Annotated in this window: 21 protein-coding genes; all 21 read left to right on the plus strand. The window is 45.9% G+C overall.

The features are described 5' to 3' along the window. Positions 1-91 precede the first annotated feature (91 nt). Entirely contained in the window at positions 92-622 is a 531-nt protein-coding gene (locus tag VNE01S_RS12105) for a single-stranded DNA-binding protein (RefSeq protein WP_053396360.1), read from the plus strand. A 170-nt stretch (positions 623-792) separates the two neighbouring features. After that, positions 793-2799, plus strand: coding sequence for an RNase E specificity factor CsrD (gene csrD / locus VNE01S_RS12110; RefSeq protein WP_053396361.1), 2007 nt, complete (start codon positions 793-795; stop codon positions 2797-2799). 7 nt (positions 2800-2806) lie between these two features. Next, the gene (locus VNE01S_RS12115; protein ID WP_053396362.1) at positions 2807-4246 is read left to right on the plus strand and encodes a type IV pilus biogenesis protein PilM; all 1440 of its coding nucleotides are present in this window, start codon (positions 2807-2809) and stop codon (positions 4244-4246) included. Beyond that, on the plus strand, positions 4246-4893 hold the full coding sequence (locus tag VNE01S_RS12120) for a type 4a pilus biogenesis protein PilO (protein WP_053396363.1): 648 nt from the start codon (positions 4246-4248) through the stop codon (positions 4891-4893). The genes VNE01S_RS12115 and VNE01S_RS12120 overlap by 1 nt, the downstream gene beginning before the upstream one ends. Then, entirely contained in the window at positions 4886-5215 is a 330-nt protein-coding gene (locus tag VNE01S_RS12125; RefSeq protein WP_053396421.1) for an MSHA biogenesis protein MshK, read from the plus strand. The genes VNE01S_RS12120 and VNE01S_RS12125 overlap by 8 nt, the downstream gene beginning before the upstream one ends. Positions 5216-5229: 14 nt before the next feature. Beyond that, positions 5230-6849, plus strand: a complete 1620-nt coding sequence (gene mshL / locus VNE01S_RS12130) for a pilus (MSHA type) biogenesis protein MshL (RefSeq protein ID WP_053396364.1) — start codon at positions 5230-5232, stop codon at positions 6847-6849. Positions 6850-6853: 4 nt separating this feature from the next. Beyond that, complete coding sequence (locus tag VNE01S_RS12135) at positions 6854-7693, plus strand: ExeA family protein (RefSeq protein ID WP_053396365.1); 840 nt, start codon at positions 6854-6856, stop codon at positions 7691-7693. 3 nt (positions 7694-7696) lie between these two features. Then, on the plus strand, positions 7697-8749 hold the full coding sequence (locus VNE01S_RS12140; RefSeq protein ID WP_053396366.1) for a tetratricopeptide repeat protein: 1053 nt from the start codon (positions 7697-7699) through the stop codon (positions 8747-8749). Beyond that, positions 8739-10463, plus strand: a complete 1725-nt coding sequence (locus tag VNE01S_RS12145) for a GspE/PulE family protein (protein ID WP_053396367.1) — start codon at positions 8739-8741, stop codon at positions 10461-10463. The genes VNE01S_RS12140 and VNE01S_RS12145 overlap by 11 nt, the downstream gene beginning before the upstream one ends. An 8-nt stretch (positions 10464-10471) precedes the next feature. Beyond that, positions 10472-11692 (plus strand): type II secretion system F family protein, encoded by a 1221-nt coding sequence (locus tag VNE01S_RS12150; protein ID WP_053396368.1) that lies wholly within the window; start codon positions 10472-10474, stop codon positions 11690-11692. A 252-nt stretch (positions 11693-11944) separates the two neighbouring features. Next, positions 11945-12520 carry a prepilin-type N-terminal cleavage/methylation domain-containing protein gene (locus VNE01S_RS12155; protein WP_053396369.1) on the plus strand — a complete coding sequence of 192 codons (576 nt, stop codon included), beginning with the start codon at positions 11945-11947 and terminating at the stop codon, positions 12518-12520. A gap of 32 nt (positions 12521-12552) precedes the next feature. Continuing rightward, positions 12553-13026 carry a type II secretion system protein gene (locus VNE01S_RS12160; protein ID WP_053396370.1) on the plus strand — a complete coding sequence of 158 codons (474 nt, stop codon included), beginning with the start codon at positions 12553-12555 and terminating at the stop codon, positions 13024-13026. A 158-nt stretch (positions 13027-13184) separates the two neighbouring features. Next, positions 13185-13667 (plus strand): type II secretion system protein, encoded by a 483-nt coding sequence (locus VNE01S_RS12165; RefSeq protein ID WP_053396371.1) that lies wholly within the window; start codon positions 13185-13187, stop codon positions 13665-13667. After that, positions 13664-14182 carry a prepilin-type N-terminal cleavage/methylation domain-containing protein gene (locus VNE01S_RS12170; RefSeq protein WP_053396372.1) on the plus strand — a complete coding sequence of 173 codons (519 nt, stop codon included), beginning with the start codon at positions 13664-13666 and terminating at the stop codon, positions 14180-14182. The genes VNE01S_RS12165 and VNE01S_RS12170 overlap by 4 nt, the downstream gene beginning before the upstream one ends. Then, a complete protein-coding gene (locus VNE01S_RS12175) occupies positions 14182-14904 on the plus strand; it encodes a PilW family protein (protein WP_053396373.1) in 723 nt (240 codons plus the stop codon). The genes VNE01S_RS12170 and VNE01S_RS12175 overlap by 1 nt, the downstream gene beginning before the upstream one ends. Next, complete coding sequence (locus VNE01S_RS12180) at positions 14894-15325, plus strand: hypothetical protein (protein WP_053396374.1); 432 nt, start codon at positions 14894-14896, stop codon at positions 15323-15325. The genes VNE01S_RS12175 and VNE01S_RS12180 overlap by 11 nt, the downstream gene beginning before the upstream one ends. A gap of 2 nt (positions 15326-15327) precedes the next feature. Continuing rightward, entirely contained in the window at positions 15328-19230 is a 3903-nt protein-coding gene (locus tag VNE01S_RS12185) for a DUF6701 domain-containing protein (RefSeq protein ID WP_053396375.1), read from the plus strand. Between the two features lie 152 nt (positions 19231-19382). Continuing rightward, positions 19383-20426 carry a rod shape-determining protein gene (locus VNE01S_RS12190; RefSeq protein WP_053396376.1) on the plus strand — a complete coding sequence of 348 codons (1044 nt, stop codon included), beginning with the start codon at positions 19383-19385 and terminating at the stop codon, positions 20424-20426. Between the two features lie 51 nt (positions 20427-20477). Further along, a complete protein-coding gene (gene mreC, locus VNE01S_RS12195) occupies positions 20478-21365 on the plus strand; it encodes a rod shape-determining protein MreC (protein ID WP_053396377.1) in 888 nt (295 codons plus the stop codon). Next, positions 21355-21843, plus strand: a complete 489-nt coding sequence (gene mreD / locus VNE01S_RS12200; RefSeq protein ID WP_053396378.1) for a rod shape-determining protein MreD — start codon at positions 21355-21357, stop codon at positions 21841-21843. The genes mreC and mreD overlap by 11 nt, the downstream gene beginning before the upstream one ends. Positions 21844-21845: 2 nt before the next feature. Then, positions 21846-22406, plus strand: coding sequence for a Maf family protein (locus VNE01S_RS12205; RefSeq protein WP_053396379.1), 561 nt, complete (start codon positions 21846-21848; stop codon positions 22404-22406). Position 22407 lies beyond the last annotated feature (1 nt).

The raw sequence follows: 22407 nt of genomic DNA on the forward strand, positions 1-22407 counted from the left end.
ACAATCTAGGCTGGGGCGTTTGTCCTATACGCAAAGCGTGTTATCCTATTGCGCTATTTCATTCACACTCAAATTTTAGACGGAGCGAAACATGGCTAGCCGTGGAGTAAACAAAGTTATTTTAGTCGGTAATCTGGGTTCAGATCCGGAAGTGCGTTACATGCCGAGCGGCAGTGCTGTGGCCAATATTACAGTTGCGACGTCTGAAACATGGCGTGATAAAGCAACGGGCGAACAGCGCGAGAAAACAGAGTGGCACCGTGTGGCTCTGTTTGGCAAGTTAGCGGAAGTGGCGGGTGAGTACCTGCGCAAAGGTTCACAGGTTTACATTGAAGGCCAGCTGCAAACGCGTAAATGGCAAGATCAAAGTGGCCAAGACCGTTACACCACGGAAGTGGTTGTACAAGGTTTCAATGGTGTGATGCAAATGTTGGGTGGTCGTGCTCAAGGTGGCGCACCAGCGATGGGTGGCCAGCAGCAACAGCAAGGTGGTTGGGGACAGCCTCAGCAACCAGCCCAGCAGCAGTACAATGCACCGCAGCAACAGCAGAAGGCGCCGCAACAGTCTCAGCCGCAGTATAATGAGCCACCGATGGATTTTGATGACGACATCCCATTCTAAGCTCATAGTTCTGAAAAAAAGCCGCGATTTTCGCGGCTTTTTTATATAGTTAGAGAAATAAATGACCCTATAAGAAATGGATGTACGGGGGTGATTTTTCTTGTGTCCATAATATATCGGGAGCAACTCCCACTGATACCTATTCGCTTTAGAAAAGGAATTTCACACCTATGAGGTACACCCCTACCTTAAAACTGAGTACCAGACTCGTCGCCTTTGTCACTGTCATTGTCGTCAGTGCCATGTTTATTTTATTTCTTGGCGGGACACTGTCCTTCAAGCGTCTAGGGCAGGAGTACTTAGAGCACTCATTGCAGGGGATTGTGACCGTTGTTGATAAAGAAATGGAAGATCCTGATGCTGCGTACTCTTTACAGTTTTGGATGCCCAAAATGTTGCAGGCATCCAGTGTGGTGGAGATGGAGTTAGTCTCTTCTTACGGAACCATCTATCGCTATAAAGATACCGCCTCCAAAGTCTCACCGTCCCTCCTATACCAGACCGAATATACATTGGAGCGAAATCAAGGTTATCGTATCCGCTTTAAAGCTGTGCCGCCTTACATCGGCTACGGTTATTCAATGCAAGCCTTGTGGTCAGTCACCTTGGCCATCATGCTGGTTATCTTTTGTTTGATGCAAGGTGTTAAGTGGCTGAAGAAACAACTGATTGGTTCAGAATTGCTTGAAGAAAGGGGGCGTATGATTTTGGCTGGCAGAGTCGAAGAGTACGCCAAAGGGGATAGCCAAGAATGGCCATTTACGGCCAGTGAAGCGTTAGACCGTCTGATTGAAGAATTGCAAGATGCCCGCCAGGAGCGCAGTCGTTTTGATACGTTTATCCGCACCCAAACGTTTTTGGATCAATTGACGGGGACGGCCAATCGAGTTCTGTTTGACAGTAAGTTAGAGACATCTTTGTCAGAGAACGGCGCTCATGGAGGCGTACTGTTGATACGCATCGATGATTGGACGCACATCAAAGATGAGTGTGGAAAGAAAGATGCGAATGATTTTATCGTCGAAGTCGGCGAAGCCTTGAGTAATGTTATTCAGCGCTACCCAGATGTCACCCTTTCTCGATACTACAGCTCTGACTTCGCGATTTTTGCGCCAAACTTGTCTAGCAAAGAGGTCTCCACCATCGCGGTACAGTGCCTAAAGCAGCTGAGTCGCGTTATGCCGCCCCATTTGTTGGATAAAGATAACTGGGTTCACATTGGTGTCAGTATGTACCGAGAAGGTGAGCGTCGGGGACGGATTATTGACGAAGCAGAAACAGCACTGAAAAGTGCGCAATTACAGCGAATCAACACTTGGAGCCGATTTAAAAAGCACGTATCTCAGGAGTCGGAACGTGGCAGTGTCCGTTGGCGAACGTTGTTTGATCAGGTTATTACTCCTGAGCGATTATATATATTTGCACAGCCATGTTATCTGCTTGATAAACAGCAAGATACACATCTGGAACACCATGAATTATTTGCCAGAATTCATGATCCAGAAAAGGGGGTGATTAAAGCCTCTCGTTTTAATTCAGCTGTGGAATCCGTTGGCTACGAGATGGTATTGGATAGGGCTGCGATCCAGTCAATCTTTTGTCATTTGAAAGCTTCAGACAATTCGATGTGTTACTCTATCAACCTCCATGTTGTTCCTTTTGCTGACCGAAACTATTTTAAATGGTTTCGAGATGAGCTGTTGCAACTCACCACCGAGCAAAGAAGCCAGTTAAGCTTTGATTTTGTGGAAGCTCGATTAGTGAAACACTTAGATTACATGCGTCCTGTAGTGAAAATGATTGCTGGTATCGGGTGCCAAGTTGTCGTTGGTCAGGCCGGGCGTTCTATCGTCAGTACTCATTATCTGAAAGAGCTACCAATCAGCTACCTAAAGTTGCATCGCAGTTTGATCAAACAAATCGATCAGCGCCATGAGAATCAGCTCTTTGTGCGTAGTCTGTTAGGGGCGTGTGATGGGTTAAAAACACAGGTCATCGCTCTTGGTGTCGATAATAAGCAGGAGTACGACACGGTTTTACAGTTGGGTGTTAATGGTGTGCAGGGGCGTTACTTTGAAGAGGAAAAACAGATTCTTCCTCTCGCGTCTTCTCGCCCCAAAGAAATGACACACAAAAAAGTACAAATTGGCCGAAGAAATCGATGGCGGAAAAATTAGTAATTCGATGAACAAACACTCTTTTTTAGGTAAGTTTAAACAAAGTAAGCACAATGCTTCACGGTTGACCGTTGTCGTTCAGCCGAGTGGGCTCTTTTTTTCTGCATTGTCAGAGAGCAAGCTGCCATCCTACGTTGCGTTCGATGGGCGTGCGTGGCAACAAGTCCTGTTTAACACTCTCCAAGAGAACGCAGTGACGGATATCTCCGTACAAGTTGTCCTACACACTAGCTTGTATCATACCTACCAGATTGATAAGCCTGCGGTGCCAGATGAGGAGTTGCCAGGGGCGCTGCCATTCCTCATTAAAGACCTAATTTCTGAGCGTATTACCGATATTGTTGCTGATGCTGCTCCGCTGCCTATTGGGAACAAGCTCCAAGTCTTCGTGATCTCACGCGATGTGGTGCTTTCTCTTTATGAGCAACTTAATCGGCTTAATATCGAGTTAGAGCGCATTTTAGTCGAAGAAGAAGTGTGGGCCTATTCAGCAAAGGGGCTAACGCAATTTCTCCTTTTACAACGAAGTAAGCAAGGCCTGTTCCGTGTTTGTGCTTTCATCGAAGGTCAGTGTACTTTTCAGCGTACTATTCGGGGCGTTTCGTCTCCACTGACAGGCAGTGCCAGTCATTCACTTCAACTCGATGGTTTGGCATTAGAGCTGCAACGATCCATCGACTACCTCTCTTCTCAGGTTAAAGGGGTATCATTGCATCAGATGAGAGTCTGCTGTGATGAGGAGCAACAGCACGAAGTCGTGCAAGAGTTAGCGGAAAGACTCAGTGTTAAGGTGGGTTTGCTCAATGAGGAGCAACTGGAGTCAGGCGCTATTCTGATTGAAAAAACAGAATTAACACCACCACAAGCAATCAATCTATTTCCTACTCACCTCAAGCCGAAAAAAGAGTACTTTACGCTAAAAAATGTACTCTTGGGGTGGGCCGGAACCGCTGCTGTTTCATTGGCTATCTATGGTGCGCTGAGTTATCAGCACAATCACCTCACTGAGCAACTGAATTTAGTGAAAGCGCAACAAGCAGAGTTTAAACAGCAATCCAGCACGTTGGCGCAAAAACTTGCAAAACACAAACCCAGCCCAGTTAAGGTTGCCGCTGTTCATCGGCTGGAAGCAGAAATTGAGGCCAAACGTCGTTCGCTGGATGCTGTCAGTGAACATGACACTGAGCAGCAGGTTGGTTATTCCGGAGTAATGCAATCACTCGCCAAGCTAGGACGAAATGATATTTCACTGCACTCGATTGTAATTGATAGCCAATCCCTAGATTTAAAGGGCTATGCCAGAGAAGCGCAAGCCATTCCCAATTGGATTGGTCAGTTTAAGAGCGAACTCAATCTCGTTGGGCGTACGTTTGAAAAGCTCAAAATTGGTCGTAATGAGCAGGGAGTGCTGACTTTCGAGCTCAAGACGAAAGAGGAGCGCAGTTAATGCAATTGTGGCAACTACTGGGTGACAAGTTTGTCAAACTGTCGCAGAGAGAAAAATGGCTGATTACTTTGTGTGGGTTTGTCGCGATTGTAATGGCATTGATGACATTTGTGATTGAGCCTCTTTATCAGTCCAACCAGAAAGTGATGAAAAATATTTCTACCACTAAGCTCGCGAGTCAGAAGCTAGAAGCCGATGTTTTACTGATGACGGCCAAGTTGAAAAAAGACCCAGATCAGGAAATTAACCTTAAATATAAACGCTTAGTGACAGAGAGCCAGCAGTTATCACACCAACTAGCACAAATTATTGAAAACCTTATCTCGCCTAGTGAAATGGCGACGCTGCTTGAAAGCGTGTTAGCGGGAACTAAAGGGCTGCAATTGATCTCTTTGGAATCACTGGGTGCTGAGCCTATTTTACAAAATCAAACCAGCGCAGAGTCATCGGCTTACTATGTTCATCCTGTGCGACTTGAGCTAGTAGGCGGCTACTTTGCCATTGTTAAGTACCTTGAAACATTAGAGTCACTACCTGTTAAGTATTATTGGCGCAGTTTCCACTACAAAGTCGAAGAGTACCCTGATGCACGCTTGGTGCTTGAGGTTTATACGTTAGGTACAAGAGAGGGGTTTATTGGTGGTTAGAACGATTTTACTGCTGATGTTGTTGGGTGGCTCCACGGTAAGCTGGGCCTCGCAAGACCCAACCGCTCCGTTAAATTGGCAAAAACCAAGTGTTACTTTGCCCAAAGCGAATAAAGTGGTAAAGCATCCCCTCCCTCGTGTACAAAGCATTATTTGCAGCGACAGCGATGAGTGCAAAGCGGTTGTCAGTGGGAAGAGCGTCATGGTGGGAGACCGTATTAGCGGTTTTCAGGTTAAGAATATTGAGTCCGAGAGTGTCACCCTGTCTCGAGGTGGTAAGCGTTGGAATCTGGAACTTTTTGCTCTGGATATTAAGCAGTAAGGTCATAAAACTATATGCGTACATTCACAGTAGCTATCATGATTGCGTCATTGGCTGGTTGCTCGATGGGGCACCGAGACCCTATTGAAGCGAAACAAGCCCTAAACCAGGCAATAAATGAAGTGAACAACCAAAGCTTAGAGCAATTGCCTCCTTCAGTGGAAGCCGACCTGATGCCTCAATTTGGGGAGGATGCCGAGCCCTCAATGGCTACCGTCAAGCGTTTCAGAATCCAAGCCAATCATGTTGATGCCAAATCCTTTTTTGCCAGCTTAGTCAAAGGCACAGAGTTCAGTGTTGCTATTCACCCTGATGTGCAAGGCTTGATCACGGTGAATTTAACCGATGTTTCGATGGAAGAAGTGTTGGATGTCATTCGCGATATTTATGGCTTTGATATTGTGAAAAGTGGCCGTGTGATCCAAGTTTACCCAGCAGGTTTGAGAACCGTCACGATACCGGTTGACTACCTGCAATTTAAACGTTCAGGCCGCTCTTTGACATCAATCTCTACCGGGACGATTTCCAATACCGACTCATCTAGCTCGAGTGATGACTCCAGCACAAACCGAACGGCCAAAGGTGGCACACAGATAGAAACCCTCAGCGAAAGCGACTTTTGGCCACAGTTAGAGCAAGCCGTAGCAAAACTGATTGGTCATAATGCAGGGCAAAGTGTGGTGGTTACGCCACAAGCGAGTGTCATCACTGTTCGTGCTTACCCTGATGAAGTTCGTCAAGTGCGCGAATTCCTCGGTATCTCTCAACAACGAATGCAGCGCCAAGTGATTCTGGAAGCAAAAATTCTCGAAGTGACGTTAAGTGATGGTTATCAGCAAGGAATCAATTGGTCCAAAGCTTTTACTTCCAACGGAGCAGATTACTCCATTGGCCGTGGCTCTATCGTAAAAGACGGTAGTGGCAATGTTCTTTCCTCGGTACTTCCTGGTTTGGATGCCATCGGCACATTGCTTGGAGGGCAGTCCAATTTAGTGATCTCTAGTGGCAGCTTTGATGCCGTACTTAATTTCATGTCGACCCAAGGTGATTTGAATGTACTGTCTAGCCCAAGAGTGACCGCCTCAAACAACCAGAAAGCGGTGATCAAAGTTGGTACTGACGAGTACTATGTGACAGACCTATCGAGTGTGGTGGGGACAGGCGATAACTCTGAACCTTCTCCTGAACTGGAGCTAACACCATTTTTCTCGGGGATCTCTTTGGATGTCACTCCTCAAATTGACGATCAAGGTAATGTCTTATTACACGTACACCCTGCGGTCATTGAAGTCGATGAACAGGTCAAAGATATTGGTTATGGGGATACACGCATCAGCTTGCCTCTCGCGCGCAGTTCCATTCGTGAGTCGGACTCAGTGATCCGCGCTCAAGATGGAGATGTCGTGGTGATCGGCGGTCTAATGAAGTCCAATACCGTCGATCAGGTATCTAAAGTCCCGTTTTTCGGTGATCTTCCGGCAATGGGGCACTTGTTCCGCAATACGAAAAAGTTAACTCAAAAAACCGAGCTGGTGATTCTACTTAAGCCAACTGTTGTGGGTGTGAATACTTGGCAGAAAGAACTGGAACGTTCCCGAGATTTATTACAGGAATGGTTCCCAGAGCAGCAATAGTTCAATGTATTTTGAGCATTTTGGTTTTCAGAAGCCTCCCTTTAGTTTAACGCCGTCAACTGAACTGTTTTTAGGTTTAGGGCCTCACTACGAGGCGATTCAAACGGTAAATACGGCAATAAACATGGGGGAAGGATTTATCAAGCTGACCGGTGAAGTCGGGACAGGAAAAACCATGATTTGCCGGATGATGGTGAATCATTTTCCTGAGCATATTCAGCTGGTTTACTTACCAAATCCTGCGCTAAATGGTGATGAACTCCGAGTTGCCGTAGCCGCAGAGTTGGGCATTGAGGCGGACTCATCAAGCACGCTGGTTGAAAAAATCCACCAGCAACTGATCGACTTGGCTAATTGCGGCAGGCAAGTGGTCGTGTTTGTCGATGAAGCACAAGCCTTACCTGATGATGCGTTAGAAGTTCTTAGACTGTTTGGCAATATAGAAACCGAGCAACAAAAACTGATACAAATTGTTTTAATCGGCCAGCCGGAATTGGATGAGCGATTACAACAACATCAACTGAGACAATTGCGGCAAAGAATCACGTTTAGTGCCCAATTGAGAGCACTGAGCCTGGCAGAGACAACTGCGTATATCGAAAGTCGCTTAGAGAAAGCGGGCGGCGATAAGTCACTGTTTAGTTTGGCGCAAAAAAAAGCCATTTGGCAGGCTAGCCAAGGCATACCGAGGCTTATCAACCAGATCAGTCACAAAACATTGCTTCTTGCGTACAGCCATAACGAAGAAAAAGTGGAGAACACTCATCTCTTTGATGCGATTCATGATACTTACGACAGCCGTAAGCCTAGATTTAAATCTCCAATGTTATGGGGGTGGAGTTAACTTATGAGTGCGATTAACAAAGCGTTGTCTGAGCTGGCACACAAGCAAGGTGCGCCGCTAAGCTCGATCCAACGTGCCCACGTTGAGCCTATCAAAGCGAGACCGATTCTACCTTGGGTCGTAGGAAGCTTTGCCCTGAGTTTAACGGTTGGGGGCTGGGCAGTATCACAACAAACCCCATTTGAGTCTATTGAAGTGGCCAGCACCTACCAAAATATTCAGCCTGAGCAAGGCATCCAGGCTCAGCTGCCTTCACCCACAAATAAAATTCTGGCTCAAAGTAGCAGTAAGATTCACTTACGCGAACCGCTTGCCCCAGAGCCTGTTGCGATCGCTCGGACCGCTACCCAAGAGGTCTCGCCAGCAACGACAGAGCTGAAGCCTACGCTGACACAGCCTGAACCAGTCGTTCCAGTTGAGCCGACATCCGTAGGGGAAGTGAGTATCGAACACGTTCAGCTCACCGCTGAAGAACTGTCTATTCAAGCGCAAAATAAAGCCCAAAAAGCACTGGATAACAACGACCTGAAACACGCGCTCGAGCTCTACAATGAAGCGCTGAGGTATACCCCTCAAGATACCAAGCTGCGTCAAACCATTTCCGCCCTCTATTACGGGAAAGGAGAGGTGAGAAAGTCATTTGAACTGCTGCAGAAAGGTATTGGCCGTGACCGCGACAACATTTCTTTGCGTTTATCCTTAGCGAAGCTCTTAATAAAAGAGCAGCAACAAGCGACGGCCTTATCGGTGCTCACGCCACTTCCAACGAGTGCCAATGTTGAGTATTTGTCACTGCGTGGCGCGCTGGCACAAAAAAGTAACCAAGATCATATTGCTCGTACCAGTTATGCCAAGCTTGTCGAGCTGGAACCGGAAAGTGGCCGCTGGTGGCTTGGGTTAGCGATACAGCAAGAGAGAATGTTGGAGTTTGACAACGCCAAGCGTTCTTATTCTCAAGCGTTACAAGGGCTTGGCGTATCAGCGCAGTCGCAGCAGTTCATTCGAGATAGGCTCAAGCTTATCGCTCAGCTAGAGGAGCAAAAAGGTGAAAATTAAACTCAGAAAACGCCTTGGTGACTTGCTGGTTGAAGAAGGGATTGTTACCCAACAACAAGTGGAAAAAGCCTTAACGGTACAAAAGTCTACCGGGCAAAAGTTTGGTGCGACCCTGATTGAGCTGGGCTTTTTATCTGAGCATCAAATGCTCACATTTTTGTCGCAGCAGTTGGGTATTCCATTTATTGATTTAAGCCGTGCCCACATTGATTTGGATGCCGTTCAACTGCTACCAGAAGTGCATGCCCGACGTCTACGTGCGCTCGTTATTGGTAGGCATCAAGATGTGTTGCGCGTGGCCATGAGTGATCCAGCCGACTTATTTACCCAAGAAGCGCTGCTTGCACAGCTATCGCAATACAACCTTGAGTTTATTATTGCGGCAGAAAAACAGTTAGTAGATAGCTTTGACCGCTATTATCGCCGCACTAAAGAAATCGCATCGTTTGCTGAACAGTTGCAGGCTGAACATCATGTTACTGATGCCTTTGATTTCAATGTGGAAGGGGATGACAGTGATGAGGTCACCGTCGTCAAACTTATCAACTCGTTATTTGAAGATGCGATTCAAGTTGGCGCCTCGGATATACATATCGAACCTGATGCTAACGTTCTGCGATTGCGTCAGCGAATAGATGGTGTTTTACATGAAACCTTACTGAATGAGGTGAACATCGCTCCTGCGTTAGTCTTACGTTTGAAGTTGATGGCCAACCTCGATATTTCAGAAAAGCGCCTTCCTCAGGATGGTCGTTTTAACATCAAGGTCAAAGGCCAGTCTGTTGATATTCGTATGTCGACCATGCCCGTACAGTATGGTGAATCGGTTGTTATGCGTTTATTAAATCAAACCTCTGGTGTGCGCAGACTTGAAGCGTCGGGCATTCCCGAGCATTTGTTACAACGTTTAAGGCGCCAACTAAAAAGGCCTCATGGCATGATCTTGGTTACAGGGCCAACAGGTTCAGGTAAAACCACCACCTTGTATGGCGCGCTGAACGAGCTGAATGAGCCAGGTAAAAAGATCATCACAGCAGAAGATCCGGTTGAATACCGTTTGCCGCGAGTAAACCAAGTTCAGATCAACTCGAAAATTGATCTTGGTTTTTCTACCGTACTGAGAACTTTCCTACGTCAGGATCCCGACATTATTTTGATCGGTGAGATGCGAGATCAGGAAACGGTGGAAATTGGCTTACGCGCGGCGCTAACGGGCCACCTAGTATTAAGTACATTGCATACCAATGACGCCGTGGATAGCGCAATTCGGATGATCGATATGGGAGCGCCTGGCTATTTAGTGGCCAGTGCCGTGAGAGCTGTTGTTGCACAGCGTCTAGTGCGTAAAATCTGCCCAGACTGCAAGAGCGAAGAAGTCGTGGATGATGCTCGCCAACACTGGTTAGCGCAGCGTTTTCCTCATCAAATATCCGCCACTTTCTACCGTGGGCGAGGTTGCCAGAACTGTAATTTAACCGGATATCGGGGACGCATAGGTGTATTCGAAATGCTAGAGCTAGACAACGATATGATGGACAAGTTACGTGCGAATGATGCTGTTGGTTTTGCTCAAGTCGCCCGTCAGTCGTCTTCGTACAAACCGTTATTAGTCTCTGCAATGGAGCTGGCGTTGGAGGGAATGGTCAGTCTCGATGAAGTCATGAGCTTAGGTGAAGGCGATACCTCTGGCGTAGAGCAAGCTATCTATATTTAGGTGATAAGATGCCAAAATTTCGATATCAAGGTCGCGGTTTGGATGGGGCGTCTGTTTCCGGTGAACTAGAAGCGGCAACCCAAGATGCGGCTGCCGAGCAACTAATGAGCAAAGGTATTATTCCCACCCAGCTTCGTGAAAGCAAAGGGGCGGGTGCGCTGAGTGTCGATCTTAAGCTACTGATACAGCCAGCAGTGCCTTTAGATGTGTTGGTGATTTTTTGCCGCCAGCTCTATAGCCTGACGAAAGCAGGCGTACCTTTGTTACGTTCCTTTAAAGGTCTGGTCTCTAATTGTCATAACAAACAACTGCGGCACGCATTGGAAGAGGTCATTCTAGAGCTGACAAATGGTCGCAGTTTAGCGGCTTCTATGCAGAGGCATTCACGGGTTTTTAGCCCCTTATTTGTCTCGATGATTAATGTGGGTGAAAACACCGGTAATCTAGACGCAGCACTGCTTCAGTTATCGAATTACTACGAGCAAGAATTAGAGACACGTAAGCGAATAAAAGCAGCGATGCGTTACCCAACCTTTGTGGTCAGTTTCATCGTCATTGCTATGTTCGTCTTAAACGTGGAAGTGATCCCTCAATTCACCAGTATGTTCAATCGATTTGGGGTTGATTTACCGCTGCCGACGCGAATCCTACTGGCGACTTCGGAGTTTTTTGTTAGTTACTGGCACTTTATGCTCGCGATGATTGTGGGTGGGCTATTTGGCTTAGCCGCTTGGCTGAAAACCGCATCCGGTAGAGAAAAATGGGATAAGTTTCGTCTCAAATTGCCGATTGTAGGACCGATTGTTAATCGCGCCCAAATGTCGCGCTTCTCTCGGACTTTTTCACTAATGCTAAAAGCGGGCGTACCACTGAACAGCTCATTATCATTAGCGGCAGAAGCCTTGGGAAATAAGTACTTAGAAAATCGCCTGATGGAGATGAAATCGTCTATTGAAGCGGGAGGGGCGATCTCTTCAACGGCAATCAGCAGTGGTGTATTTACTCCTCTGGTGATTCAGATGATTTCTGTCGGAGAAGAAACGGGCCGTATTGATGAATTGCTCGTGGAAGTGGCGGATTTTTATGATCGAGAAGTGGATTACGATCTCAAGACCTTAACTGCACGGATAGAACCGATTCTGTTGCTGCTGGTGGCTGGGATGGTGCTGATACTGGCATTAGGTATTTTCTTACCTATGTGGGGAATGCTGGATGCTATTAAAGGGTAAGTGGCTGGTATCGCCTGCCTAAAATGAAAAAATCGCAGACGTCCTTATGGAGACAAAGAATTAATCTTCTAGTATCAATTATTTGTGTGATTGCGACTGTGATGAAGCTAGTACCTCGTTATTACTATGAAACACAGACGCTTTTTCATCTGACGTTTTTTTGATGAGTGGTTGTTTTTTGACATTTGGTCGATAGAAGTGTGAATAAATGCTCGTATAATACGGTGCAGTTAACAGTGAGTTTAAGTGAATATGTTTAACAGACAGTCTGGTTTTACCCTAGTGGAGCTCGTGGTGGTGATTGTTGTTGTCGGTCTTCTTGCCGTCGCGGCATTGCCGAAGTTTTTAGATGTAACGGATGAAGCTAAAAAGGCCAGCATTGAAGGCGTCGCAGGTGGTTTCGCAACAGGTGTGTTATCTGCTCGCGCTCAGTGGGAAGCAGAAGCTCGACCTTCCGCTACGATCAGTGACGAGAAGTTTAACAAAGTCAATTATGACGGCATTGAGTTCTGGTTAACTCGCTCTAAAGCAAGTGACGGTAGCGACACAGGTTTTCGTGATGGTTACCCAGTTGCTGTGTATAAAGATGGCGCTGGTTATCCGGCGAGCGTAACCACACAAGCGTGCATTGATTTAATGGACAACTTATTGCAAAACCCACCTAGCGTCGATACGGTGGACAACGCTAAAGCTGACTCAAACATCAAATATTCCGCACAAGCTGACAGCGATAACTCAAAGTGTACTTATATTCAGCAACAAGGTGGCACTCAACATCAGTTTGTGTACGAAATGAATACTGGTCGTGTGACCGTAACATTGCAGTAGAGCTGCGACTACAACATAGAGAGAAATAAACTATGAAACGACAAGGCGGTTTCACCCTGATTGAACTAGTGGTGGTAATTGTTATTTTGGGTATTTTGGCAGTGACTGCTGCACCAAGATTCTTAAACTTTCAAGATGATGCGCGTGAGGCATCACTACAAGGCCTAAAAGGCGCAATTGATGGTGCTGCGGGTATTGTTTATGGTAAGTCAGCTATGGAAGGTGAAGAAGCGATATCTTCGGGTCAAAATGTAGAAGGTATCGCTACAGCATATGGCTACCCAACCGCAACAAGCGCTGGCATTGGTGCTGCTCTTGTCGGTTTTGATGATTGGTCTTGGGATGTGGATTCAACAGGTCAAGAACTCGTCATGACGTTTGAAGGTAAGACTGATTATGCTGATATCTCTGGTTCGGATTGCTATGTTTCTTATAAAGAAGCAACGGGAAAAACAGCATCAGCAGCAGCTAAAACAACCGTGAATAGTAAAGGTTGTAATAATTAGTACTTTGAAAAAGGCCAGCATCGCTGGCCTTTTCTTCCTGCAAATATTCAAACTACCTGATTCACTTTTCAATCCTTCGCAAACGTTGTATTCAACTCCCAAGCTTGATCAAATCTCAATTATAATCGAGCCAGTCAACGGTATTACTTAGGTCATCTATGCACGTCAAACCCACACAAGGCTTTACTTTGGTTGAACTTATTGTCGTGATTTTATTGCTCGCGATTGTTTCGGTGTATACCGCGAGCCGACTGTTCGGCCGTGATAGTGTGGCAGCGATGGTGATACAGCAGCAGGTTATATCGGTTGTTCGCCAAGTTCAGGTGAACCGAATGCAGTCTAACGTTGACCTCAGTAACGTATCTGGTGATAGCAGCTTTATTTTAGTGGTGAACTCAGATTGTATCGGCTCTGAACAAGCTTGTACTTTAAAAAGCGATGCTAGAAGTGATTGGGTTGATGGCAACGCAAACGGCGTATTTTTTTCGGTCAACACTAAATCCCCCATCAATTTTGATTTGTTGGGAAATCCCATCGACATTTCAGCTTCCGGCGCGAAGATCACGATCTCTTCCTCAGATGATAAATGTGATGTCGAAATTAACGCTCAGGGTTACGTCTACTCTGGAGTGTGCTCATGAGAAAGCAACGCGGCTTTACACTGATTGAAAGCATCATTGTTATAGTGATCATGGCATTGGCGATGATCACTATGTCCCAATTTTTAGTACCACAAATCGTTCGTTCTGCGAATCCGCATTACCAAGCGCGCGCTGCCGCGCTAGGGCAGAGTGTGATGTCGACCATTTTAGCCAGAGGGTTTGATCACAACAGTGATTTTAAGGGCGGCGATATTCGCTGTGGTGAAACCGCGCTAAGTGGCGCTGCTTGCTCGACTGCCCTGACTGACGAAGAGTCCGTTGTTTCTGCTTACAACGATGTGGATGACTATCAAGGTTGTTGGGAGCCCAAAGGTACAAATGGGTGTAAGGACCTAAATACGTTAGTGGGTGATAGTGCAACAACATATAAGAATTTTCGCTTAGACATCGAGGTTACCTATCAACAAGTTGATAAAATCAAACACATCGCGCTAACGATATCCGTCCCAAATCAACCCCCAATTCAGCTGCATGCGTATAAGGGGAATTATTGATGAAAGTGAAAGGTTTTACTCTTATCGAAATGGTCGTCACCTTAATTATCGGCAGCATTCTGGTGCTTGGGATCGCTGGCTTTGTTGAGTTTGGTGCACGAGGGTATAGCGATACGATTGAGCGGCAACGGCTGCAAACTCAAGCCAAATTTGTACTGGAGAAAATCAGCCGAGAAGTGCGCCACGCCGTGCCGAATATGCTGTCTAATAAGTCAGTCACCGGTGCTACCAACTGCCTCTCTTTTTATCCGATCGTGACCTCTGGCTTCTATGCTGTTTCAGGGGCAGATTTACAGTTTGTGGTTGGGAGCAAAAGTGCATCGGTAGATACGATGAAAAACTTATCGCTGGTGATTAACCCGACCGTGTCTGCTGCTGCACAAAACAATATCGTTACACTCTCAGCGGTGAGCAGTAGCAAAGGCACCTTCCTACTTAAAAGTAAAGCTGTCCAGATAACAGGGAATTCGGTATCAAATCGACACTACTTGTTTGATCCGAATGGAGAAGTCAGTTACTGCATCATGGGTAATCAAGTTCAAAGGCTGGTTAATGGCGTGGGTATTACGCCCATTTCTGATCCAGGCGTATCAGGTGCGCTAAACTACTCCCCCGCAACAGTGCAGCATAATGGTGTGGTCAGCATTCATCTTCAATTTACCAATAAAAATAACGAAAGTACTCACTTCCGACAAAATATTCAGGTGTTAAATGTCCCTTAAGCGCAAACAAACTGGCAGTTTATACATTGTAGTGATTTTTGTGTTGGTCGTGATGGGCTTTCTCGCGATGAGTTTAAACCGTATTGAATGGTCTAATAATGATGCACACACAAAAGACATTATGGGCCTTCAAGCCGCGTTATCCGCACACTCGGCAAATGAGTTAGCACTTATTGAGCTCTATCCGCTAAGAGCGTCCGCCTCTGCAGCGTTCTATGTCGACACGACTTGCCGTACGGTAAACGGAACGGTAAAAACGATTCCTGCAGCAGTAAACTGCCAATCTGTGAAAATCTCATGTGAGCCACGTGGTGGGGTTCTATCGGATGGGAAACAACTGTATGTGCTGCGTTCCGAGGCCATCTGTGGAACGGGTATTAACACCATGCAGCGCAGTCAAGAAGTGTGGGTAAGGGAATGAATATGAAAAGAATGTGGGTTGTGCTTTGGCTATTTATTTTAATTGTATCTAGAGCTACTTTGGCTGCGGCCAATACTAAACCTCAATTTGAATTTGGTACGATCCCCTCAAGTGAATGTAAGGCTTCAGGTCCCGTTGTTAGTTGTGAGCTTAAATTTGAAAATACGTATAGCTCCCCTCCTTTAGTTTTTGTTATGCCAACGATTAATCCTAGTCGTTCCAACTTTGATACAAAGACAACAGAACTCCCTTCTGATTTACGGGTTTGGTCGGTATCGACGAGTAAAGCGCAAATCAAACAACGCTTATCGCCTCATGCGAAAAAATGTAATTATTTACAATATAACGAAGAGGAAGAGCGATGGCAGTGCATCAAGAGTAGCAAGGGCATTGAAGTCAACTTTATTGATGCTCCGATGGAAAATATAGACTACTTGGTCATAGAAGAAGGTGTTTTGGAGTTTGACAATGGAGCAAAAATTGTCGCGGGTTTATTGTCCACTAAAACAACAATTTCAGGCAAAAAAGGCGGCGGTGATGGTACGCCTGTGTCTTTTGGAACTTATGGGCTGACATCAAGTTTTAATGAAGCTCCCGGAGTACTTGTTCAGTTGCAATCGAGGAACAATGAAGCGGATAATCAACCCTTGTGGCTCACTGCATCTGCGAAAGATTTGAAAAGAAATGGGTTTACAGCACTGTTAGAGCGCTCCGAAGTAACGAATAACGCTTTCCTTTCAAATCCAGAAGAAGTCGCATTTGTTGCTGGCTTGGGGGAAGGTTTTGTCAATGGAAGAAAATTCTGGCTCGGTCAAGGGGCAACCCAAAATACACTCAACCTAGATGATAAGGTGATTAAACCAATCACAGAAGGCTGTCAGCAAGTTATTAATTTTACCGAAACGGGTTTTAAAAAAGTACCGACTTTAATCGCCTCCAAGAGTGCTAGAAATGGGCCAAATGGCGGGTGGTTAAGGCGCTGCTCTGTGTCTAAAACCGGAGTTGCTCTCATCAACGAAGAAGACATGCAGAAAGACCCTGAAAGAAGCCATACTTTGGAACCCTTTTCTTACTTTTTGTTCGATAAACCTGAAACAGAGGGTGTATGTCGGTTATTTCCTTCGCCTGCTCAAACATGGAATGGAAATCAAGATGCTTTATTAGAGATCGGGAATACGGCGAATATTTCTGGAGCCCCCATTTTGAATGGAAGAAGGTACCTCGGTTTTCCTCAATCTGATATTACAGATAATAAGCGCAGAGGCTGTGACGGCAGTGAGTGTTTTGGTGATACCGGGTTGCAAGTAGAGAGGCCACAACTGGAGAGCTTTCAAACCCCAGACAGCGGATTGGAAGTGGTCACAGTCGGAAAAGGTAAATCAAGGACCTTTCAAAATAATGAATCGATAGGCCGCCTCTCCATTGATAAGCACGGCGTAGCTAAGTTTAAAACTGGTACTTATTGGATTGATAGTATTAATGTTAATGGGAACATACAAATCCCAGACAGAGAAGTAGTAGAGATCCACACAAAAGGATTTGCACTAAGTAACGGTTCAACATTTTCCCAGCTAGGAAAAGGTCAGCTTGTCGTGTATGTGCACGATTTAACCTATAACAATAGTGTGATACATGACCGTGTTGATTTAGCTAATAACTCGCAATTTATAGGGCTACTGTATAGCGAAAAAGATGTCATTTTGAGCAACAACGCTCTAGTTGAAGGTGCGGTGACCGCTAGAAAGATTAAGTTGCACAATGGTTCCGAAATTATAGCGAGTAATCAGTGCTTTGAGCCAACGGATGATTATAAACTAGCACTTTCCCCCGAAAATGACTTGGCGCTTATGTGCGGTGATGATGCGCCTGTTTTTACGGTCCAAACCACGAATAATAATGTGACTGAAAGCCTATCAGTTGGTATTGAAATAACGCCTAATGCGAATAACTTCAATATTGAAGTATTGCCAAATTTTGGTATGGGAAACTACCCTGATTTTAAATCAAATAGCTCAGGGATACTCAAACTGAAAGTGATTCCAAAAGATACTGCCAAAATTGATTTATCCACGGAGCATCAATTGATTGCCACTTTAAAACATGACACTAACCAATACGCTCACAGTCAATTCAAGTTCGTGCCGTTTAAGTTTGATGTTAAAGATCAAGCTGTGGTAGCAGGTCAAGTGACAAATAATGTTGTAGCGAAAGTCCTTGCTTGTGATGATTCTGAGCAATTGGTCGCGCAAAGCTACAATGGCACCCCTAATATTTCGCATGAAGTACAGCGCCCGAATGTCGCGACAGCGAACAAAGGTATCTTGAATTACGCACCAATTTTTGAAGGGGATGATCAGGGTGTAAGCAAAGATGAATTGACGATTTCAGAATCTGGTGAGTTTCTGGTTACGTTAAATGATCGGTTTGAGTGTTCCGAGTATAAGGGGTGCCCATTAAGTGGTTACTACAATTTAAATGGCACCTTTGTGGTTAAATCTCGACCTTGGAAGATCGCGATTTGTGATGTAGTTCAGACGAGCAACCCCGCAAACAGCAACCCAGCAACAACTTCGGCCGAGTCAGGGTTTATGTCAGCGGGGGAGTCGTTTAATGTGACCTATAAACCGATACTACACCCTGATTCAAAAGGCAGTACTACTAATAAATGTGAATACCCACTTACGGATAACTACTCGTTAGATAATGGGCCTTTGGTGCTTTCCCATTCGGTTGTCTATCCAGCCTCAGTGAGCGCAGCAATAGGTGTACTGACCCCATCAAGTGTGATTGGCTTTGAGCCTAAGCATCCGACTAAAACGGTTAACCATGTTTGGAATGAAGTCGGGACGCTCCAGATTCAAACCACTGCTCGTTATCTCGAGATGGATGTTGATGTGGACACTCAAAACATTGGTCGCTTTTATCCAGCTCATTTAAAAATGATGCCAGTGGCGGAACAATGGAAATACGTTGATGGTCATGATAGCTTTGCTTATATGGGCCAACCCATCAGCCACAGTTTTAAAGTGGAAGCGCAAAATGTAGCAGGTGAGCCCACATCTAACTACGGTTTGTTTAGTGATGAGTTGATTGCTGATTTGCAATATGTTGCTCAGTCGCAACCAAGCGGTGACTCTTTATTTGACCGTGTATTAGTTGTTGGTGAACCAAACTTCGGAAGCTGGAAAGAAAACACATATTGGGCCGATGATACTTCAGCGCTTGAATTATCATTCAATGACTTTAGCTTTGTGAAAAAAAGCGTAAAAACCACGCCACTGACGACGCAGCCAGATGGGCCATTTAACACGGCGAATGCGGTATTTGGCCTACGTATTACCGATGATCCTGATGGTATCCGTTTCTCGAATGGTGATCTTGAAGCCGCTTTCCCATCTCAGCCAGAGTTTCGATATGGCCGAATGCGACTGCAAGATGTCGGTAGCGTGACAGAGGCAAGTGACTTAAACGTTCCGCTGAAGGTTGAGTATTGGCAGCATCATCGTTTTGTTACAAATACCGATGACAATAGCAGTAATTTTGATGCGAACGATTATTGCCGACAGGTCATCTGGTCTGAGTCTGGCACAACGACCTCTGTCCAGCTTAAAGGAGAGGGGACGGTGAGCAGTGGTGAATCATCCAAATTGCTGATTGAGCAAAACAGCACGAACCGAGAGCAAGTGCGAGTTTGGGCGCGCATTGACTCAGCACCACCTGTGAAGTTGGCCGATGAGAACAGTATTGAGTGTTTTACCGATGGTGCCATGCCTCATCGCCCATGGTTAAGGTATAACTGGCGTGATATTGGCGATGAAGACCCGTCTTCCGTGATCACTTTCGGTATCTACCGTGGCAACGATCGGATCATTTTCCGCGGGGAACCGGGACTGTTTGCACATTAAATTTTACTAATTATTCACGCTAAGTAAGGAATGTGTTAGAAATTGCGGATTTCAGTCCATGTTTGGGTAGCAATGCCTTGCTGTAGCGGCACGGCATTGGTACATTTAGTGCAATTTTCTATCTTATAATTCTTTCAGGACGAGCGAAGAATATGTTCAAAAAACTTCGTGGCATATTTTCAAATGACCTATCTATCGATTTAGGTACTGCCAACACTCTTATCTACGTTAAAGGACAGGGCATTGTCCTAGACGAGCCTTCCGTAGTCGCTATCCGTCAAGACCGCAACCGTGTGGGTAAAAGCGTGGCTGCTGTAGGTCATGCAGCGAAACAAATGCTAGGCCGTACTCCGGGCAATATCTCTGCTATCCGTCCGATGAAAGATGGTGTTATTGCAGATTTCTATGTAACAGAAAAAATGCTACAGCACTTCATCAAGCAAGTGCACGATAACAGCGTACTAAAACCAAGCCCACGTGTATTAGTGTGTGTGCCTTGTGGTTCAACTCAGGTAGAGCGTCGCGCGATCCGTGAATCAGCACTGGGTGCAGGCGCACGTGAGGTGTATCTAATCGACGAGCCAATGGCGGCAGCGATTGGTGCGGGTCTACGCGTCTCTGAACCAACGGGTTCTATGGTCGTTGATATCGGTGGTGGTACCACAGAAGTTGCAGTTATTTCATTGAACGGCGTTGTTTATTCATCTTCGGTACGTATTGGTGGTGACCGCTTTGATGAAGCGATCATCAACTACGTGCGTCGTAACTACGGCAGCTTGATCGGTGAAGCAACCGCAGAAAAGATCAAACACGAAATTGGTTCGGCTTACCCGGGCGATGAAGTGGAAGAGATCGAAGTTCGCGGTCGTAACCTAGCCGAAGGTGTTCCACGTAGCTTTAGTCTGAACTCAAACGAAATTCTAGAAGCACTGCAAGAGCCGCTAACTGGTATCGTTTCTGCGGTAATGGTTGCTCTTGAACAGTGTCCGCCAGAGCTGGCTTCAGATATCTCAGAAAACGGCATGGTTCTAACGGGTGGCGGTGCGCTACTTAAAGACTTGGATCGTTTACTTATGGAAGAAACGGGCATTCCGGTAGTGATTGCTGAAGACCCACTGACGTGTGTTGCTCGTGGCGGTGGTAAAGCATTAGAAATGATCGACATGCACGGTGGCGATCTATTTAGCGAAGAATAATCGTATGACCTTAGCGGCAGCTAGGGTGTCAAGATAAGGAACTCATACTCAATGAATCCGATTTTTGGCCGAGGACCTTCACTTCAATTACGTCTGTTTTTTGCCGTTATACTATCAGCCAGCCTCATGCTGGCTGATAGTCGTTTAGGCACATTTGCACAAGTTCGCTACCTGCTGAATAGCATGGTGGCTCCCATTCAGTATTTAGCTGATGTACCTCGTGTGATGTTTGATGGAGTTTATGAGCGTTTTAATGTGCGCCAAAGCTTCATGGAAGAGAACTACACGCTAAAACGAGAGATCCTACGCCTAAAAAATGATCTGCTGTTGCTGGATCAATACCGCGAAGAAAACCAGAGACTACGTAAATTGCTGGGCTCTGACTTTGTTCGTGATGAACGTAAAGTCGTGACGGAAGTGATGGCGGTCGATACGTCTCCATACCGTCATCAAGTGGTGATCGACAAAGGCCACATCGATGGTGTGTATGTCGGCCAGCCAGTTGCGAATGAAAAGGGTATTGTTGGGCAAGTAACGTTTGTTTCTGCGCACAACAGTCGCGTGTTACTGCTAACCGATAGCTTAAGTGCCATCCCCGTTCAGATCGTTCGTAATGATATTCGAGTGATCGCATCGGGCAGTGGCGATATGGATCATATCAACCTTGATCACATCCCAATTAGCCTCGATGTCCAAGAAGGAGATCTACTGATCACATCTGGATTAGGTGGGCTTTACCCCGAAGGCTATCCGGTTGCGCATGTCTCTAAAGTGGAAAGAGATACCACCCGTGAGTTTGCTCAGATTGAAGCCGATCCAGTGGTGGATTTTGAAAGATTGCGCTACCTACTATTGATTTGGCCAAGTGATTCGAGACAAGAAAAAATCCAGCAAGCGTTGCCAGAAAACATGCAAGAGGAAGTCGTGAATGGGGAATAGCATTTTTAAAGGGCGCATCGTGATTTTGTGCTCGTTCCTGTTGGCGTTGACCTTACAAACTATTCCTTGGCCTGGCATGTTGGATCTGGTGCGTCCATCTTGGCTGTTATTGGTGACTTGTTACTGGGTGTTAGCGCTTCCTAACCGCATTAATGTCGGAAGCGCACTGATGCTTGGTTTGCTGTGGGATTTGTTACTCGGTTCCACCCTAGGAATCCGCGGCATGATGCTATCCATCGTCATTTATCTGATTGCGCTTAACTTTCTGGTTATACGCAACATGGCATTGTGGCAACAAGCGATTCTAATCGGTCTTATGTCGATCCTGCTGGATGTGCTGATCTTCTGTGGCGAATACTTGATTCAGGACATTACCTTTAATCCAGTTTCTCTCTGGAGTGGCCTGGTTAACTGTATTCTATGGCCTTGGATGTTCCTATTGATGCGTCGTGTAAGACGCCACTGGCATGTGAGATAGTGATGACAAAACCTATAATTTTGGCTTCGGCTTCACCCCGTCGCAAAGAGTTACTGTCGCAATTGGGGTATCGTTTTACCGTAAAGGCGACCAACGTTGAAGAGCGCCGTGAACCGCACGAGAGCGCAGACGAATACGTTGCACGATTATCAAAGGACAAAGCCCAAGCAGCGTTGGACTTAGAGCCTAGTGCGATTGTGATCGGCTCCGACACCGTCGTGGTTTGTGAGCAACAAGTTCTGGAAAAACCTCACGATTTAGAACATGCTAGACAGATGTTGCAGATGCTTTCAGGCAGAGAGCATCAAGTGATGACTGCGGTAACAGTCGCGAGTCAAGAGAGACACGAAACGGTCGTAGTATCGACCAGCGTATGGTTTAAAACCTTGTCAGACAAAGAAATCGAACAATATTGGCAAACAGGTGAGCCGTGCGATAAAGCTGGCAGTTATGGTATTCAAGGAATCGGTGGGCGTTTTGTAACGCGAATAGAAGGCAGCTACCATGCCGTGGTAGGGCTTCCATTATTTGAAACTGACCAGCTTCTGCAAAAATTCTTATAAT

The sequence above is a fragment of the Vibrio nereis NBRC 15637 genome, from assembly GCF_001591105.1.
In the GTDB taxonomy this organism is placed as follows: Bacteria; Pseudomonadota; Gammaproteobacteria; order Enterobacterales; family Vibrionaceae; genus Vibrio; species Vibrio nereis.

Bases quoted from the DNA above. Each gene is read 5' to 3' on its own strand.
- VNE01S_RS12105 (WP_053396360.1), top strand. From the start codon at position 92: ATGGCTAGCCGTGGAGTAAACAAAGTTATTTTAGTCGGTAATCTGGGT.
- csrD (WP_053396361.1), top strand. From the start codon at position 793: ATGAGGTACACCCCTACCTTAAAACTGAGTACCAGACTCGTCGCCTTT.
- VNE01S_RS12115 (WP_053396362.1), top strand. From the start codon at position 2,807: ATGAACAAACACTCTTTTTTAGGTAAGTTTAAACAAAGTAAGCACAAT.
- VNE01S_RS12120 (WP_053396363.1), top strand. From the start codon at position 4,246: ATGCAATTGTGGCAACTACTGGGTGACAAGTTTGTCAAACTGTCGCAG.
- mshL (WP_053396364.1), top strand. From the start codon at position 5,230: ATGCGTACATTCACAGTAGCTATCATGATTGCGTCATTGGCTGGTTGC.
- VNE01S_RS12135 (WP_053396365.1), top strand. From the start codon at position 6,854: ATGTATTTTGAGCATTTTGGTTTTCAGAAGCCTCCCTTTAGTTTAACG.
- VNE01S_RS12140 (WP_053396366.1), top strand. From the start codon at position 7,697: ATGAGTGCGATTAACAAAGCGTTGTCTGAGCTGGCACACAAGCAAGGT.
- VNE01S_RS12150 (WP_053396368.1), top strand. From the start codon at position 10,472: ATGCCAAAATTTCGATATCAAGGTCGCGGTTTGGATGGGGCGTCTGTT.
- VNE01S_RS12155 (WP_053396369.1), top strand. From the start codon at position 11,945: ATGTTTAACAGACAGTCTGGTTTTACCCTAGTGGAGCTCGTGGTGGTG.
- VNE01S_RS12160 (WP_053396370.1), top strand. From the start codon at position 12,553: ATGAAACGACAAGGCGGTTTCACCCTGATTGAACTAGTGGTGGTAATT.
- VNE01S_RS12165 (WP_053396371.1), top strand. From the start codon at position 13,185: ATGCACGTCAAACCCACACAAGGCTTTACTTTGGTTGAACTTATTGTC.
- VNE01S_RS12170 (WP_053396372.1), top strand. From the start codon at position 13,664: ATGAGAAAGCAACGCGGCTTTACACTGATTGAAAGCATCATTGTTATA.
- VNE01S_RS12175 (WP_053396373.1), top strand. From the start codon at position 14,182: ATGAAAGTGAAAGGTTTTACTCTTATCGAAATGGTCGTCACCTTAATT.
- VNE01S_RS12180 (WP_053396374.1), top strand. From the start codon at position 14,894: ATGTCCCTTAAGCGCAAACAAACTGGCAGTTTATACATTGTAGTGATT.
- VNE01S_RS12185 (WP_053396375.1), top strand. From the start codon at position 15,328: ATGAAAAGAATGTGGGTTGTGCTTTGGCTATTTATTTTAATTGTATCT.
- VNE01S_RS12190 (WP_053396376.1), top strand. From the start codon at position 19,383: ATGTTCAAAAAACTTCGTGGCATATTTTCAAATGACCTATCTATCGAT.
- mreC (WP_053396377.1), top strand. From the start codon at position 20,478: ATGAATCCGATTTTTGGCCGAGGACCTTCACTTCAATTACGTCTGTTT.
- mreD (WP_053396378.1), top strand. From the start codon at position 21,355: ATGGGGAATAGCATTTTTAAAGGGCGCATCGTGATTTTGTGCTCGTTC.
- VNE01S_RS12205 (WP_053396379.1), top strand. From the start codon at position 21,846: ATGACAAAACCTATAATTTTGGCTTCGGCTTCACCCCGTCGCAAAGAG.